This window comes from Marinobacter sp. (genome assembly GCF_014859525.1).
Lineage (GTDB): Bacteria > Pseudomonadota > Gammaproteobacteria > Pseudomonadales > Oleiphilaceae > Marinobacter.
In genome coordinates this window covers 1-1,606 of the sequence record NZ_JACUUB010000164.1, presented here as the reverse complement: position 1 = coordinate 1,606, position 1,606 = coordinate 1, and the positions used below count along the sequence as shown (strand labels likewise).

The 1,606-nt window shown below is 56.2% G+C and carries 1 protein-coding gene and 1 other RNA gene; both read right to left on the bottom strand.

Annotated features, from left to right (window positions below; translation table 11 throughout):
* Position 1 precedes the first annotated feature (1 nt).
* Positions 2-364, bottom strand: a transfer-messenger RNA (tmRNA) gene (gene ssrA, locus IBX51_RS15030).
* A 72-nt stretch (positions 365-436) separates the two neighbouring features.
* Positions 437-1,606 (bottom strand): WS/DGAT domain-containing protein (locus tag IBX51_RS15025; RefSeq protein WP_291832138.1); only part of this gene is annotated, 1,170 nt, incomplete at its 5' end.

Below are 1,606 nucleotides of genomic sequence, written 5' to 3'. Positions count from 1 at the left end.
TTGGTGGAGACGGCGGGAATTGAACCCGCGTCCGCCAGCACTATGCCTTGAGATCTACATGTTTATGTCCTTCTATTGATTTAACCTCAAGCGACCCGAAGGCCAGGGTGCAGGAGGCGAGTTCTTTAAATCTTAGCCGCTAGCCAGTGAACTCTGGATAACGGAGCATCCCGTAAGCGATGACGTCCTGAAATGTAGCTCCGGGCTACGGGCGACCCGGTCAGGACGACTAGCAGCTTACGCTGCTAGTGCGTAGTTTTCGTCGTTTGCGACTATTGCGTTGCAGCTTTGGATTAACGAGATTGGCTGCCATCTCGACATGCACCCAAGGGTTCGCCACCAGCGTCGAAGCCATGTCGTCCCCTTATGACTCAGTATATGTGTCCGCATTGGCGTACTTCAAGGGTTCTTTTTCTGTGGTGTTCGTTATTTCTACCTATCTTGCCTGGGAAACGTGCCGCATATCACTGTCGTGCGCCTCGGCCAAAGCCGCCCGGTACAAGGCCTGAAAGCTCTCCTGGAAGTGTTGCATAACGGCTTCTGGCTCTGCGGGAATGCCTTTGTCTATGGTAATGCCAAACTGCACGGTATCGGCGTAACTGAAAATACTCATGCCAATACCGATATTGCCACTCTGGGGCACCCAGAACATCGGCTGTATCAGCTTGCTGCCAGCCAGATAGACCGGTTGGCGGGGGCCGGGCACGTTGGTGAGCACGGCGGAGGCTTTATTGCTGAGCATGTCCAGAGCCCGTCGCTCCAGTATATCCGGGCCGCGCCCGAACAGGTCAAGCAGGCTGTAAGTTACCTGCGCCTGGTAGGAGCGTTTCAGTCGATTCATGTTTTCCCGGACCTGCCGAAAACACATGATCGGATCGAGTACCTCGACGGGCAGGTTCACCAGTACCATTCCAAACTGGTTGCCCAGGGTATCGATCGGTTGATCCAGAGGCCTTAGGTTGAAGGGCACCGCCACCCTAATGCCGCATTCAGGAACCGGCTGTTGCTGTTCCGTAAAGTGGCGGCTCAGTGCTCCAGTGGCTACGCACATCAGAACGTCGTTAACCGTTCCTCCCAGGATGCTGGCGCATTGCTTTACCTCGGCCAGCACCAACGGCTCGGCCCAGCCTACTTTCTTTCGTCCTACCAGCTGGCGTTTCAAGCTGGTGTCGGGTTCAGACGGAGCAAACCCGAGTTTGACCAGATCCATGGCAATGGCGCCGGCGGCGGTCGCAAGCCTGAGCGGATAGTTAGGCTCTTCCCGTACCGAACTCACAAACAGTTTGGCTTGTTGCCAGCCGGTTTGCCCGCTATCGACCAGCCGGTGCAGAAAACGAGAGGCGGAACCACCTCGCGGATTATCGGATTTGCGCATACCGGCAATTCGCTCCAGTTTCGGCTCCGGCGTGCGGTCGGTCAGCGACATGAGAACCCGTGCCAGGGAGATGCCGTCGGCAATACAGTGATGAATCCGTACCAGAAGCGCTGCGCCATCCTGGTAGTTGTCAATGTAATGCATTTGCCAGAGTGGTCTGCGGAAATCCAGAGAGGTGCTGTTGAGGTCGCTGGCCAGCGCCTGCAGTTCTTTTTTTCCCGCTTTGCCGGG